Origin of the sequence: Phenylobacterium sp. J426, assembly GCF_024699945.1 — a bacterium.
Taxonomy (GTDB): Bacteria; Pseudomonadota; Alphaproteobacteria; order Caulobacterales; family Caulobacteraceae; genus Phenylobacterium.
In genome coordinates, this window is the sequence record NZ_JAJOMY010000001.1 from 3594630 (window position 1) to 3607426 (window position 12797).

The window sequence follows — 12797 nt, forward strand, 5'->3', positions numbered from 1 at the left end:
CCGTGGCGCCCGTCCATCCGGCCTTGGCGCACCGGGTCGCGACATCTGACGACATCCCGGCCCTGGAGGCGGTGATGGACGCGGCCATCGGCGAGCTGCAGCAGGGCTTCCTGACCCCGGCGCAGATCGCGTCCAGCCGGATGGTCATGGGCCTGGACCGGCAGCTGATCGCCGACGGCACCTACTTCGTCGTCGAGGAGGATGGCGGCTCCGGCGATCGGCGCGTCGCCGGCTGCGGGGGCTGGAGCCGGCGGGCGACGCTGTACGGCGGCGACCACACCCCCGGGCGCGACGCCGCCCTGCTCGACCCGGCGACCGACGCGGCGCGCGTGCGGGCGATGTACACGAACCCGGCGTTCGCCCGGCGGGGCGTGGGCCGGCTGATCCTCAGCCTGTGCGAGGCGGCGGCGCGCGGCGAAGGGTTCACGCGGCTGGAGCTGATGGCGACGCTCTCGGGGCAGCCACTGTACGCCGCCTACGGGTTCGAACCGATCGAGGCGATCGAGGATGACCGCGGCGGCGTGGCCGTGCCGCTGGTGCGGATGGGCAAGCGGATCTGACCCATCCTTCCCGATAAAGGGGGGTGGGCCGAGCTAGCCGCCGCGTGTCTGCCGTCTCCAGAGGGCGGCGTATTCGGCGCCCTTGGCGAGGAGGTCGTCGTGCGTGCCGCGTTCCACGATGCGGCCGCGGCGGAGCACCAGGATCTGGTCGGCGTCGGCGATGGTCGACAGGCGGTGGGCGACCACCAGCGTTGTGCGCCCTGCCCTCACCTTGCGCAGCGTCTCCTGGATGGCGGCCTCGGTCGGCCCGTCGAGGGCGCTGGTGGCCTCGTCGAGGATCAGCAGGCGCGGCTCGGCCAGCAGGGCGCGGGCGATGCCGACCCTCTGGCGCTCGCCGCCGGAGAGCTTGAGGCCGCGCTCCCCCACCTTGGTGGCCATGCCGTCGGGCAGGTTGTCGATGAAGGGACCGAGTTCGGCGGCGTCGGCGGCGGCGCGCACCTCGGCCGGCGAGGCGTCGGGCCGGGCGAAGGCGATGTTGGCGTAGAGGCTGTCGTTGAACAGCGCCACGTCCTGGGGCACGAGCGCCACGGCGCGGCGGATGTCGGACAGCTTCACCCGCCGCATGTCGAGGCCGTCGATGGTGATGCGGCCCTCCTGCGGATCGATCAGGCGCATGGCGAGGCGGATGGCCGTGGTCTTGCCGGCGCCCGACGGCCCGACCAGGGCGACGGTCTGGCCCGGTCGCGCCTCGAAGCTCACGTCCAGCAGGCCGGCCGACCGGGCGTCGTGGCGGTAGCTGACGCCCTGGAAGGCGATGGCGGCGCCTTCCGCCCGGGCCGGCGGCAGGCCGTCCGCGTCCGGCGCATCGGCGATGTCGGGGCGGATGCCGCGCAGCGCCACCATCTGCTCCATGTCGATCAGGCCCTGGCGGATCTCGCGGTACTGGAAGCCGAGCATGCCGAGGGGCGCATAGAGGCCGGAGAGCAGGAAGATGGCGGTGGTGATGTCGCCGATCCGCAGCTCGCCGCCGGCCACCTGCATGCCGGCCATGACCGTCATGGCGGCGAGTCCCACGTTGAGGATCAGCGCCTGGGCGGCGTTCAGCAGGTTCAGCGAGCCGTTGGCGCGCGAACTGGCGTCCACATAGTCGGCCATGGCCCCGGCGTAGGTGTCGACCAGCCGCGGCTCGGCGCCGAAGGCCTTGAGCGTCTCGTAGTTCATCAGCGCATCGGACGAGAGGCCGGCGGCGCGGGTTTCGGCCTCGTTCAGTTCCCGGCGATGGCTGAGCCGCCAGTCGGTGATCTTGAAGGTGATCACCGCATAGAGGACGAGGGTGACGAAGGCGGTCAGCGCGAAGCGCCAGTCCAGCCGCAACACCATGACGATCATCGCCAGCACCAGCTCGACCGCCGTGGGACCCAGGCTGAAGATCAGGCTCCGGATCAGGAAGTCGGTGGCGCGCGCGCCACGGTCGATGACCCGGGAGAGCGCGCCAGTCTGCTTGGTCTGGTGGAAGTCCAGCGACAGCGACAGCGCGTGGCCGAAGCTCTCGACCGCCGCCCGCGCCATCGTGGACTGCGAGACCCGCGTGAAGATGGCGTCGCGGGCGTAGGGGGCGACGGCCGAGACCAGCCGGAGCGCCGCGAAACCCACGGCGAGGCCCACGAAGCTGGCGCCGACGATCACCGCGCCCTGCCCCGTCGGCGTCAGGGTGTTGATCGCGTCGCCCAGCAGCACGGGCGCAAGCACGCCCGCGAGCTTGCCGATGAAGACCAGGACCAGAGCGGCGGCGATACGCAGCCGCAACTGCGGCGCGCCCGAGCGCATCACGAGGCGCCCGAGGTCGGACATCGAACCCCAGAAGTCGAACTTGGCGCCGGGCGGCGCCACCGCGCCGAAGCGGCCTTCGGGGCCGCGGGCGACATGGACATGGGCCAAGGCGGCTACGCCTCGCCTGCGACGTTAATGGACAGGTCCGGGAACACGGCTTGCTTGAATCTCCTTAACCCTGGCCATAGCTAGTTGGGCCTTCGATGCGCGCGAACCAAGCGCGAGTCTCGAAGCCTTTTCCGTATTGGAGCGAATGTTCATGGGGCGTGACAACGGACGCCTGCAGTCTGTCTGCGTGTTCTGCGGCTCGTCGGACGCCGCCGATCCGGCCTATCTGCGCGCCGCGGGCGAGCTGGGCCGAGCCCTCGCCGCCGCGGACCTGAAGCTGATCTACGGCGGCGGCGGCGTCGGCCTGATGGGCGCGACCGCCCGGGCCGCGCACGACGCCGGCGGGGCGGTGTTGGGGATCATCCCCGACTTCCTGGTGGGCCGCGAGCGCGCGCTGGAAAGCGTCGAGCATGTGGTGGTCACCTCGATGCACCAGCGCAAGTCGATGATGTTCGAGGAATCGGACGCCTTCGTGATCCTGCCGGGCGGCATCGGCACCCTGGAAGAAGTGGTGGAGCTGCTCTCGTGGCGCCGCCTCGACCTGCACAAGAAGCCGGTCGTCTTCTACAATCCCGACGGCTTCTGGACGACGCTGTTCGACCTCTTTCAGCACACGGTCGACGCCAGGCTGACGCCGCCCGAGTTCATGGACGCGTGGCGCGCGGTGGAGACGGTCGAGGCGATCATCCCGGCGCTCTACGCCCAGGCCGGCGAGCCGATGCCGAACATCGACGAGAAGCGCGTCCTGAAGCTCACCTGATCGGTTGGGCGCGCGGCTCCGCGGCCAGCACCTGCTGGACGTAGGGGTCGGCCGCCACCTGGTCGAGCAGCCATTCGCGGAAGGCGGCGATCTTGCCGACCCGACGGCGGTCGGGCGGGTAGACCAGCCAGTAGCGGGTGTCGCCGATGTAGACGTCGAACGGCTGGACAAGCCGTCCCGCCGCGAGATCCCGGCCGAACATGGCGGGCGAGCCGATGGCGGCGCCGTCGTTGGCCAGGGCGGCCGCCACCTCCAGGGTCTGGGTGTCGGCGATGATCCGGGGCGCGGCATGGCCGAGCTCGCCGTCCATCGGCACGCCCGCCGCCCTGAACCAGGCGTTCCATTCCACGTCCCAGCCCACCCGATGCACGTCCAGCAGCCGCTCGGGACGCGGCGGATCGCCCAGCCTGGCCATGGCGGCGGGGGTGCACAGCACAGTCTGGATCGCCGGAAAGAGCGGAATGGCCTCCAGGCCGGGCCAGCCGCCGCGGCCGCCGCGAATGGCGACGTCGAAATCTTGCCGGACGAGGTCGACCACCTTGTTGTCGGTGTCGAGCCGCACGGCGATCTTCGGATGCGCGAGCTGAAAGGCCCCCAGCCGGCCGGCGAGCCACTGGGTGGCCAGCGTCTGCAGGGTGGTGATGCTGAGCACGCCGTCGCCGGTGTCGGAGAGATCGGTGACGGCGGCGCGCAGGGCGGCCATGGCCTCCCCGGCGGCGCGGGCCAGCCGCTCGCCGGCCGGGGTCAGCGTCACCTCCCGCGGCTGGCGGACGAACAACCGCCGGTCGAGCCGCTGCTCGAGAGCCTTCACCTGCCAGCTCACCGCCGCCTGGCTCATGCCCAGCTCTTCGGCCGCGCGGGTGAAGCTGCCCTGACGCGCCGCAGCCTCGAACACGCGGATGGCGCTGAGCGGAATGCGGGCGAGTGGGTCAGACATAAGCCAGACTTATGCGTACAGCAGGAGGTCACGTTTGTCGACCGTGGTTCCCGCGGGCATTTTCCTCGTTAACGGATGCCCTGGCTACGGGAGACGGACATGGAAGAGCTCCACAAGATCCATAAGGATGTTCCCTTCGGATACTGGGTGCTTTGGGTGCAGCCGGCCTGCCGCGCGCTGAGCCGCTGGCTGCGCGGTGCGGACGTGCCTGGGGCCTCGCGGCGGCCTTCCCTCCCCTGATCGGGAAGGAAGGGCCTAAGGCACGTTGGCTTCCAGCTCCTCGAGCCAGACCTTCGCCGTGCCGTCGGAGGGCGCCCGCCAGTCGCCGCGGGGGCTGAGGTTGCCGCCGGAGATCACCTTGGGCCCGTTCGGCATGGCCGAGCGCTTGAACTGGCTGATCTCGAAGAAGCGGAACAGGAACACCGACAGCCATGCCTTGATGGTGGCCAGGTCGTAGGCGTTGCGGGCGTCCTCGGGGAAGTGCGGCGGCCAGGCGCCCTGCCCCGCATCCTTCCAGGCATGCCAGGCCATGAAGGCCACCTTTGACGGCGTGAGGCCGTAGCGGGTGATCCAGTAGAGGTTGAAGTCCTGCAGCTCGTAGGGGCCGATCTTGGCCTGGGTGCTCTGGATGGCGCCGGTCTCGGCGTCGGGCGGCACCAGTTCGGGCGAGATCTCGATGCCCAGCACCGACAGCAGCACCTCGGAGGCGGCCGTGTCGAACTGGCCGGTCTTGGCCACCCAGCGGATCAGGTGCTGGATCAGCGTCTTCGCCACCGAGCCGTTGACGTTGTAGTGGCTCATCTGGTCGCCGACGCCGTAGGTGCACCAGCCCAGCGCGAGCTCGGACAGATCGCCGGTGCCCAGCACGAAGCCGTGCCGCTGGTTGGCGAGGCGGAACAGGTAGTCGGTGCGCAGGCCGGCCTGCACGTTCTCGAAGGTCACGTCATAGACCGGCCGCCCCTCTGCGAAGGGGTGGCCCATGTCCTTCAGGAGCTGGGTGGCCGCCGGGCGGATGTCGATTTCCTCGCCGGTCACGCCCAGGGCCTGCATCAGCTTCCAGGCGTTTGACTTGGTGCCCTCGCTGGTGGCGAAGCCCGGCATGGTGAAGCCCAGGATGTCGGAGCGCGGCTTGCCCAGCCAGTCGAAGGCCTTGGCCGCGACGATCAGGGCGTGGGTGGAGTCGAGGCCGCCGGAGACGCCGATGACGATGTGTTTCGACTTCGTCGATTGCAGCCGTTTTACAAGGCCTTGCACCTGGATGTTGAAGGCTTCGTAGCAGTCCTGGTCGAGGCGTGCGGGGTCGTCCGGGACGAAGGGGAAGCGATCGACGGCGCGCTGCAGGCCCACGTCCTTGAAGTGCGGGCGGTGCTCGAAACGGATGCGGCGGAAGTCCTGCTCCGGATGGCCGTGGGCGGCGGCCGCGTCGTTGAACGTCGGCGTGCGCATCCGCTCCAGCCGCAGCTTCTGGACGTCGATGTCGACGACCGCCATCTGCGGCCCGGTCGGGGAAACGGTCGGTGCAGGCCAGCTCGTGGCCGAGCTCGTAGATCGAGGCCTGGCCGTCCCAGGCCAGGTCGGTGGTGCTCTCGCCCGGCCCCGCGGCCGAGTAGAGGTAGGCCGCCTGGCAGCGGCTGGACTGCGAGGCGCAGAGCCGCGCCCGCTCGTCCGACTTGCCGACGACGATGTTCGAGGCCGACAGGTTGCAGAGGATGGTCGCGCCGGCCAGCGCGCCCAGTGTCGACGGCGGCAGCGGGGCCCAGAAGTCCTCGCAGATCTCGGCGTGGAAGACGAAGTCCGCGAGGTCCTCGGCCTCGAACAACAGGTCGACGCCGAACGGGGCGACCTGGCCGGCCAGGGTGACGTCGAGACCGACGACGCCGACGCCCGGCGCGAACCAGCGCTTCTCGTAGTACTCGCGGTAGTTCGGCAGGTAGCTCTTGGGCACCACGCCCAAGATACGGCCACGGGCGATGACGACGGCGCAGTTGTAGAGCCGGCCATTGTGGCGCACGGGCGCGCCCACCAACAGGACGGGGGCGAGCTTGGCGCTGGCCTCGACCAGGCGACTGATCTCGGCGTCGACCCGCTTCAGCAACGCGTCCTGCAGGAAGAGGTCGTCGATCGCGTAGGCGCTGATCCCCAGCTCGGGGAACAGCATCAGATCGCAGCCGGCCTGGTCGCCCTCCTCCGCCATCCGCAACGTCTCGGCGGCGTTGAAGCCCGGATCGCCCACCGCGACGCGGGGCGTGCAGGCGGCGACGCGGACGAAGCCGTGGGCATGGATGGCGTAGAAAGACTTCGACACGGCGACTCCCGTCTCAGACCCGGCTGCGGGCGGCGGAGAAATGCTCACTTTGAGCATATATAGCGTGACCGTGCGCGCGGGGCAAAGCCCGGCCGCCGGTCCCCGCTCTCAACGCGGCAGAGACGAAAACGGCCCCGTCTCGGGGCCGTCGTCAGGATCAGTCGTCGCGGTGGACCCGCTCGCGGCGCTCGTGACGCTCCTGGGCTTCCAGGCTCAGCGTGGCGATCGGTCGGGCCTCGAGGCGGGATACGCCGATCGGCTCGCCGGTCTCCTCGCAGTAGCCGTAGGAGCCGTCTTCGATGCGCCGCAGCGCCTCGTCGATCTTGGAGATCAGCTTGCGCTGACGGTCCCGCGTACGAAGTTCGAGAGCCCGATCGGTTTCGGACGAGGCGCGATCGGCAACGTCCGCATGGTTCTCGGTTTCGCTTTGCAGGTGGGACAGCGTCTCGCGAGATTCGCGAAGGATGTCCTCTTTCCACTTCAAGAGCTTCTGCTTGAAATACTCAAGCTGTCGCTCGTTCATGAATTCCTCGTCCTCGGAAGGACGATATTCAGGACTTTCAGCCAGAACTGCGGCTGTTTTCATGAGAACCTCACGCCCCCTTGGACGCCCTGAGACACGCGGGGGCTGTATACCAAAACGAACGATGGTTTCAACGCACTCGAATGCGAGGCGCAATTACGCCGCACGCCGGGCGGCTTCCAGCTTCGCGAGTTCCACGGCCGCGCGGGTCTCGATCTCGTCGAGCACCCCCTCCAGCCTGGCGTCGTCGGTGGCCTGACGCTCCTCCTGGACGGCGCGGCGCAGCCGGTCGAGATCGCCGGCGTCCAGGTCGCCGCCCAGCAGCGCGACCTTGAGCCCCTCCAGCACATCCAGGATCTGGCCCGCGCGGCGCACCGAGCGCCGCTTCCGCTCCAGCGGCCCGCCGACGTCCTGCAGGGCCAGCAGGGCCTCGACGCCCATCACCGAGGCGACGCCGCCGACGCCGCCGGCCCGGTCGGTTCCGGCCGCCGGCGCGGGCATGGCCAGGCGGAAGCCGTCGCCGCCGGGGCGCTGACCCGCCTTCCCCGCGCCCTGGACCGGGGAAACACTGCCCGTGCCGCTGACCTTCATGCCGATGCCGCTACCCCCAAGAACCCTGGCGCAAGCTTCGCCGGCCAAACTTGCAGCATGGTTAACGGGCGGCAATTCCTGCCGGGAAAAAGGCGCCGCATTAACCATCCTCAGCCCTGTTTTCATTGGGTTTTGTCCGAGCCTACAGACTGGCACGGTCCTCGCAGGGGCGCAGGCGAAGCAGCTTCAGTGAGCGCCCATGCGTCCGGTCCGAGCCCTAACCGCCCTCCTCTTCGCCGCGACGGCCCTCGTGGCCACGGCGCAGCCGGCGCTGGCCAAGTCGCGCATCAAGGACATCGTCGAGTTCGAGGGCGTCCGCGAGAACATGCTGGTCGGCTATGGCATCGTGGTCGGCCTGAACGGCACGGGCGATGCGCTGCGGAACGCGCCCTTCACCAAGCAGAGCCTGGAGGCGATGCTGGAGCGCCTGGGCGTCAACACGCGTGACGCGCAACTGAACACCAAGAACGTGGCGGCGGTGATGGTGACCGCCAAGCTGCCGCCGTTCGCCGCCACCGGATCGCAGATCGACGTCAGCGTCTCGGCGCTCGGGGACGCCAAGAGCCTGCAGGGCGGCTCGCTGCTGGTGACGCCGCTGATGGGGGCCGACGGCCGGGCCTATGCGGTGGCGCAGGGGACGGTGCAGACCGGCTCGATCAGCGCCTCGGGCGCGTCGGGCAGCTCGGTGTCGAAGGGCGTGCCGACGGCGGGCCGGATCGCCAGCGGGGCCGTCGTCGAGCTGGAGACCGGCTTCCAGCTCGCCAGCATGGGCCAGATGCGCATGACGCTGCGCAATCCGGACTTCACGACGGCCAAGCGCGTCGCCGACGTGATCAACGCCCGCTACCCGGGGTCGGCCATCGCCGAGAACCCGACGATCGTGTCGCTGCGCCCCGCGGGCGGCGACCTGATGAGCTTCATGGCCCAGGTGGAGAACCTGGCCGTGGAGCCGGATTCGCCCGCCAAGGTCGTGATCGACGAGGTCGCCGGCGTGATCGTCATGGGCGAGAACGTGCGGGTCTCCACCGTCGCGATCCAGCAGGGCAACCTGACCATAACGGTGCGCGAGCAGCCGGCGGTGAGCCAGCCAGCGCCCTTCGCCCGCACGGGCAATACCGCGGTGGTGCCGCAGACGGACGTCTCGGTGGACGAGGAACGCGGCCGGCAGTTCCTGACCGTGCGCTCGGGGGCCTCGCTCGCGACGCTGGTGGCGGGGCTGAACGCGCTGGGCGTCACGCCGCGGGACATGATCTCCATCCTGCAGACGATCCGCGCCGCCGGCGCCCTGCAGGCCGAAATCGAGGTGATGTGATGGCCGACCTGATCCCCTCGCCCGCCCTGCTCTCGCAGCCCGCCACGCCGACGGCGTCCGACCTGGCCAAGCGCGCCAAGGTCCGGGAGGCCGCCGAGCAGTTCGAGGCGCAGTTCCTGTCGGTGATGCTGCAGCCGATGTTCGAGGGCACGGAGGTCGAGGGCGCGTTCGGCGGCGGGGCCGGCGAGACGATGTTCCGCTCGCTGATGACCGAGGCCCTGGGCAAGCAGATGGTCAAGTCCGGCGGCATCGGCCTGGCCGACACCGTCCAGCGCGAAATCCTCAAGATGCAGGGGCTCCAGTAATGGCCATCGCGGCGCAGAACCCGCAGGACCGCGTCGAGCAGCTGATCCTGCTCACCGAGCGGCTGACCGAACTGATGGCCGACCAGGCCGCGGCTTTCGAAACCCGCCGGCCGCAGGACGCCGCGGCCAAGCTGGAGGAGACCAGCCGGCTGGCGAACCTCTACCGGCACGAGTCGACCCGCGTGCGGGCTCAGCCGAACCTGGTCTCGGGCGCGCCGCTGGAGCTGCGGACGCGGCTGGTGCGCGCCACCGAGGCGTTCGACGCGGTGCTGGCCCGCCAGGGCCGCGCGCTGAACGCCGCCCGGACGGTGACGGAGGGCCTCGTGAAGGCCATCGCCGACGAGGTGGCGAACCAGCGGGCTAAGAGCGTCTCCTATGGCGCCACCGGCGTGGCTTCGACGAACGGAACGGCGACGGCGATCACCCTCAACCGCCGCGCCTGACTCAAACACTTGTTTGACCTTGCGGAACGCGGGTAGATTCCGCCTGCCGCCCGAGTCCGGGCGGCCTACGTTCTCAGGGCGGGGTGAAACTCCCCACCGGCGGTAATGCCCCTCCGAAGCCTTCGGGCCAGGTCGGGACGAGCCCGCGGGCGCTCCGCTTCGGCGGAGGACGAGCAGACCCGGTGCGATTCCGGGGCCGACGGTCATAGTCCGGTTATGAGAACGGCCGTGTCGCGTCAGGCGGATTCCCGTCTGGGCGCGTGCGGCCTGCCCCCTGAGTCGTGGTCCCTTCGAACCCGGTCAGGGAGAAGACCATGACCCAAGCTACCCCTCTGGCGGCCCTCCAGGAGTTCCGCACCGCCAACGGCGCCTTCCGCGCCGGCCGCGTCGCCTTCGTCCACGCCCTCTGGCATGAGGAGATCGTCCGCGAGGCCTACGCCGGCTTCGTCGACGAGATCGTCAGCCTCGGCTTCCCGGAGAGCGCGGTCGAACGCTTCGAGACGCCCGGATCGTTCGAGATCCCGCTGCACGCCCAGACGCTGGCCCGGTCCGGGCGCTACGCCGCGATCGTGGCGGCGGGCTTCGTGGTGGACGGCGGCATCTACCGCCACGACTTCGTCGCCGAGACGGTGATCCGGGCCTTGATGCAGGTGCAGCTCGAGACGGAGACGCCGGTGTTCTCGGTGGTGCTGACGCCGCACCACTTCCACGAGCACGACATCCACCAGCGGTTCTTCCACGGCCATTTCCGGCTGAAGGGGGCGGAAGCCGCCAGGGCCTGCCACGGCACGCTCCAGAGCCTGGCGCGCATCGCGGAGGCCGGGTGATGGCCGTGCTCGACATCCCGGCGGGTTTCGCGCCGCACTTCCGGTCCAGCCCGCTGACCAAGCCCTGGGAGCCGCTCTACAGCCGCGCCGAAGGCGAAGCGGTGATCATCGGGCTTCGCGCCGGCGAACCCCACACCAACAGCCGCGGCTTCGTGCACGGCGGCCTGATCACCGCGCTCGCCGACGTGGCCATGGGGCTCTCGTGCTCGCGGCGGCTGGGCGACATGCCGAGCCTGGTGACGGTGAACCTGAACGTCGACTTCCTCGGCGCGGCGCTCACCGGCCAATGGCTGGAGTTCACGACCGAATTCGTTCGGCCGGGCTCCACGCTGTGCTTCACCCAGTGCTTCGTCACCGCCGACGGACAGCCGTGCGCGCGGGCCAATGCGGTGTTCCGCGTCGTGAAGCGGAGGCCCGAATGACCACGTACCTGGTGGGCCGCATCGCGATCCACGACCGCGAGGCGTACGGCCGCTATGCTGCGGCCTTCATGCCGGTGCTGCAGCAGTACGGCGGTCGGCTGCTGGTTTCGGAAGAGAACCCCGAGCCGCTGGAAGGCGACTGGGACGGGCGCAAGCTGGTCGTACTGGCCTTCGACAGCCGCGATGCGGCCCTGACCTGGGCCAACTCGCCCGAGTACCGCAAGATCGCCGAGGACCGGATCGCCGGCTCCGACGCCATCGTCGTGCTGGCGGAAGGCTTCGGCTAGAGCGCCACCGTCCGCCCGATCCCGATCGCCGCCAGGAAGTCGGGATCGTGGCTGACGACCAGCAAGGCGCCGTCGTAGCCGGAGAGCGCGGCCTCGACGGCGCCGATGCTGTCGAGGTCCAGATGGTTGGTCGGTTCGTCGAGGATGAGCAGGCCCGGCGGACGGTCGCCCATGAGGGTGCAGGCCAGCGCCGCGCGCAGGCGCTCGCCGCCGCTGAGCGCCGCCACCGGCTTGTCGGCGGCGGTGTTGCGGAACAGGAAGCGGGCCAGGGCCGCGCGGGCGGCGTTGGGCGTCGCGGCGGGGTTCAGGCGCAGGAAAGCCTCGACCAGGGTCTCCTCCGCCCGGAGCAGCGCCGTCTGCTGGTCGAGGAAGACGGTCCGGACCCCACGGGCGATGTGGCCGGCGGCGGGCTCCAGTTCGCCGGCCGCCAACCTGAGGATTGTCGTCTTGCCGGTCCCGTTCGGCCCGATCACGGCGAGGCGCTCGGGCCCGGCGAGGCGGAACGACAGCCCGCGGACGAGCGGCGCCGCACCCGCATAGGCGAAGGCCACGTCCTGGAAAGCCAGCACTGGCTTGCCGGCCGCCAAGCCGGATGGCGGCAGCTCGAAGGCCAGGCGGCGCACGCGTTCGACCTGGGCCTCGGCTTCGGCCAGGTCCTCGGCCGCGCCGGCCTTGAGCCGTTCGGCCAGCAGCGCGCCCCTGCCGGCGCCCTCCTCGGCCCGCCGCTTCAGACCGCCGGCGAGGATGCGCGGCATCGAACCCGATGCGCCGAACCGCTTGCCCACGCCGTCGCGCCGCGCCTTGCGCTCGGCGGCGACCTGGACGTTTCGGGCGACGCGGGCGACCGCCTTCCTGGCGTCGGAAAGGCCGCGCTCGGCCGCGGCCTCCGCCTCGGCCTTGCGTTCGACGTAGAGGTCGTAGCCGCCGCCATAGACCTCGGCGCCGAGGCTGGTCAGCTCGATGACTCGGTCCATCCGACGGAGCAGCGCCCGGTCGTGGCTGACGACGATCGCCCCGCCCTTCCAGCGGTCGAGGGTCTCGGCGACCAGGATCCGGGCTTCGACGTCGAGGTTGTTGGTCGGCTCGTCGAGGATCAGCAGGTCCGGCTCGGCGGCGATCAGGCCGGCCAGCGCGGCACGCGTCGTCTGGCCGCCGCTGAGGGAGGCGGCGGGACGGTCGAGGTCGAGGTCCGGCAGGCCGACGCCCGCCAGGGCCTCGGCGAGGCGCGCCTCCAGCGTCCAGTCGGCGTCGGCGAGATCGTCCTCGGTCCCCTCGCCCGCCTCAATGCGGCGCAGGCGGGAAAGCGCGTGGGTGACGCCCAGCAGGTCAGCGACGCTGGCGCCCGGCGGCGGCTGCAGGGTCTGGCGCAGCACGCCGACCCGGCCGCACACCCTCACGAAACCGGCGGACGGCGCAAGTTCGCCCAGGATCAGCCGGACGAGCGTCGTCTTGCCCACGCCGTTGCGGCCGACGAGGCCGGTGCGTTCGGGCCCGAAGGCGAGGCTCAGGTTGTCGAGGAGAACGCGCCCGTCAGGCGCGGCGAAGCTCAGGCAGTCGAGGGTGACGAAGGCGGGCATGACGGACCATTTGCGCGAGGACGTGGCGGGCGGAGCGGATGTCCGTCGTCAGGCGCATGGTCTTCGAAGC

General features: G+C 70.4%; 13 protein-coding genes, 1 pseudogene and 1 riboswitch. Of the genes and pseudogenes, 8 read left to right on the forward strand and 6 right to left on the reverse strand.

Annotation, left to right across the window (positions count from 1 at the left end):
* Nucleotides 1-2 precede the first annotated feature (2 nt).
* A complete protein-coding gene (locus LRS10_RS18945; RefSeq protein WP_374570480.1) occupies nt 3-560 on the forward strand; it encodes a GNAT family N-acetyltransferase in 558 nt (185 codons plus the stop codon).
* Nucleotides 561-593: 33 nt separating this feature from the next.
* Here LRS10_RS18945 and LRS10_RS18950 read toward each other — a convergent pair whose 3' ends face one another.
* Nucleotides 594-2438 (reverse strand): ABC transporter ATP-binding protein/permease, encoded by a 1845-nt coding sequence (locus LRS10_RS18950; protein WP_374570482.1) that lies wholly within the window; start codon nt 2436-2438, stop codon nt 594-596.
* Nucleotides 2439-2589: 151 nt separating this feature from the next.
* On the opposite strand from LRS10_RS18950, the gene LRS10_RS18955 reads away from it, so the two are divergent.
* Nucleotides 2590-3198: a TIGR00730 family Rossman fold protein gene (locus tag LRS10_RS18955; RefSeq protein WP_257838593.1), complete on the forward strand. Its 609-nt coding sequence runs from the start codon at nt 2590-2592 to the stop codon at nt 3196-3198.
* On the opposite strand, the gene LRS10_RS18960 is transcribed toward LRS10_RS18955, so the two are convergent.
* The 4 genes and pseudogenes from LRS10_RS18960 to LRS10_RS18975 all read right to left on the reverse strand — a co-directional run bounded on the left by LRS10_RS18960 (nt 3191) and on the right by LRS10_RS18975 (nt 7554).
* A complete protein-coding gene (locus LRS10_RS18960) occupies nt 3191-4135 on the reverse strand; it encodes a LysR substrate-binding domain-containing protein (RefSeq protein WP_257838594.1) in 945 nt (314 codons plus the stop codon). The genes LRS10_RS18955 and LRS10_RS18960 overlap by 8 nt on opposite strands.
* Nucleotides 4136-4390: 255 nt before the next feature.
* Nucleotides 4391-6497: pseudogene (locus LRS10_RS18965) on the reverse strand (NAD(+) synthase).
* A gap of 100 nt (nt 6498-6597) precedes the next feature.
* Nucleotides 6598-7026: an RNA polymerase-binding protein DksA gene (gene dksA / locus LRS10_RS18970; RefSeq protein ID WP_257839211.1), complete on the reverse strand. Its 429-nt coding sequence runs from the start codon at nt 7024-7026 to the stop codon at nt 6598-6600.
* A gap of 93 nt (nt 7027-7119) precedes the next feature.
* A complete protein-coding gene (locus LRS10_RS18975; protein WP_257838595.1) occupies nt 7120-7554 on the reverse strand; it encodes a flagellar assembly protein FliX in 435 nt (144 codons plus the stop codon).
* 199 nt (nt 7555-7753) lie between these two features.
* Between LRS10_RS18975 and LRS10_RS18980 the strand changes: the two genes are divergently transcribed.
* The 6 genes from LRS10_RS18980 (at nt 7754) to LRS10_RS19005 (ending at nt 11150) form a co-directional block, all read left to right on the forward strand.
* Nucleotides 7754-8866 (forward strand): flagellar basal body P-ring protein FlgI, encoded by a 1113-nt coding sequence (locus tag LRS10_RS18980; protein WP_257838596.1) that lies wholly within the window; start codon nt 7754-7756, stop codon nt 8864-8866.
* On the forward strand, nt 8866-9171 hold the full coding sequence (locus tag LRS10_RS18985; RefSeq protein WP_257838597.1) for a rod-binding protein: 306 nt from the start codon (nt 8866-8868) through the stop codon (nt 9169-9171). The genes LRS10_RS18980 and LRS10_RS18985 overlap by 1 nt, the downstream gene beginning before the upstream one ends.
* The gene (locus tag LRS10_RS18990; RefSeq protein ID WP_257838598.1) at nt 9171-9614 is read left to right on the forward strand and encodes a flagellar basal body protein; all 444 of its coding nucleotides are present in this window, start codon (nt 9171-9173) and stop codon (nt 9612-9614) included. Before LRS10_RS18985 ends, LRS10_RS18990 begins: the two co-directional genes overlap by 1 nt.
* A gap of 65 nt (nt 9615-9679) precedes the next feature.
* A riboswitch (FMN riboswitch) is annotated at nt 9680-9842 on the forward strand.
* An 86-nt stretch (nt 9843-9928) separates the two neighbouring features.
* On the forward strand, nt 9929-10441 hold the full coding sequence (locus tag LRS10_RS18995; protein WP_257838599.1) for a 6,7-dimethyl-8-ribityllumazine synthase: 513 nt from the start codon (nt 9929-9931) through the stop codon (nt 10439-10441).
* The gene (locus tag LRS10_RS19000; RefSeq protein ID WP_257838600.1) at nt 10441-10863 is read left to right on the forward strand and encodes a PaaI family thioesterase; all 423 of its coding nucleotides are present in this window, start codon (nt 10441-10443) and stop codon (nt 10861-10863) included. Before LRS10_RS18995 ends, LRS10_RS19000 begins: the two co-directional genes overlap by 1 nt.
* Nucleotides 10860-11150 carry a DUF1330 domain-containing protein gene (locus tag LRS10_RS19005; protein ID WP_257838601.1) on the forward strand — a complete coding sequence of 97 codons (291 nt, stop codon included), beginning with the start codon at nt 10860-10862 and terminating at the stop codon, nt 11148-11150. Before LRS10_RS19000 ends, LRS10_RS19005 begins: the two co-directional genes overlap by 4 nt.
* Here LRS10_RS19005 and LRS10_RS19010 read toward each other — a convergent pair.
* Nucleotides 11147-12727 carry an ABC-F family ATP-binding cassette domain-containing protein gene (locus LRS10_RS19010; RefSeq protein WP_257838602.1) on the reverse strand — a complete coding sequence of 527 codons (1581 nt, stop codon included), beginning with the start codon at nt 12725-12727 and terminating at the stop codon, nt 11147-11149. The two genes, LRS10_RS19005 and LRS10_RS19010, sit on opposite strands and share 4 nt — an antisense overlap.
* Nucleotides 12728-12797: the final 70 nt, after the last annotated feature.